The organism is Flavobacterium aureirubrum, from assembly GCF_038739835.1.
GTDB classification, from domain to species: Bacteria; Bacteroidota; Bacteroidia; order Flavobacteriales; family Flavobacteriaceae; genus Flavobacterium; species Flavobacterium aureirubrum.
Map to the genome: position 1 here is coordinate 1 of NZ_JBCGDO010000080.1, position 770 is coordinate 770.

Here is a 770-nt window from a genome sequence, read left to right on the forward strand (position 1 = left end):
GTGGGTTTTTCGATCTGTCAAAATCAAACAAAACAATAATCAAACTATTTTATGGGAACACGAATTGGTTATCTTTTCATAAACATATTTGTGTAATATTTTCTACCGGTTTGACTGTCGGTGGTTACTGATACGCCAAAGTGGGTATAATCGCCTTCGATGTTAGCTTTATGAGCTGGACTATGCATCCAAGCACTAAAAGCACTCTCGGCCATTTGATAATTATAGGCAATGTTTTCGCCAACTCTTTCTGCACCTAAAACTTGGATAAGATTGTCTGAACGTCGTTGAAAATAATCGTGATTTACCACATTGTTGTCAATCATATAGAGGTTGTGCTCTTCTGATTTGTATGAAATGTGATTGATTACTTCTAAAGTATTTAAACCAATACTTTGACGGTGATTGTTGATTAGCGTTACTAATCGTAATTCGGTTTCGTTGTAATTGTAGGTAGTTACAACTCGGTTTTCTGTAGCGTTTTCTGCTGAATCGTCAGAAGAACAGGAGAACATAGTGAACACGATTGCTAACGGCAACAATGCTCTAAACATTTTTGCTTTCATAGTAGTAGGTTAAGTTTTTTTAAAGTAGATGTGGGGCAAACACTTTAAATGTTAATAAATTTGACAGAACGAATTATTTAAATTAGGTAGATGTGGGGCAAACACTTTATTTAAATAATGGTAAGAACGTGTTGTTTGTTTTTGTTGTACAATAATACTATTTATTCCGTTTAAATAACAAAAAAAATCGATGAAATACATAAT

1 protein-coding gene is annotated in these 770 nt (G+C 33.4%); it reads right to left on the reverse strand.

The genetic code is table 11. From position 1 onward, the window contains the following. Positions 1–68: 68 nt before the first annotated feature. Positions 69–566, reverse strand: a complete 498-nt coding sequence (locus tag WFZ85_RS16025; RefSeq protein ID WP_342697259.1) for a CAP domain-containing protein — start codon at positions 564–566, stop codon at positions 69–71. Positions 567–770: the final 204 nt, after the last annotated feature.

What these genes read in the sequence shown, in the direction of transcription:
- WFZ85_RS16025 (WP_342697259.1), bottom strand. Translation starts at nt 566, where the DNA reads ATGAAAGCAAAAATGTTTAGAGCATTGTTGCCGTTAGCAATCGTGTTC.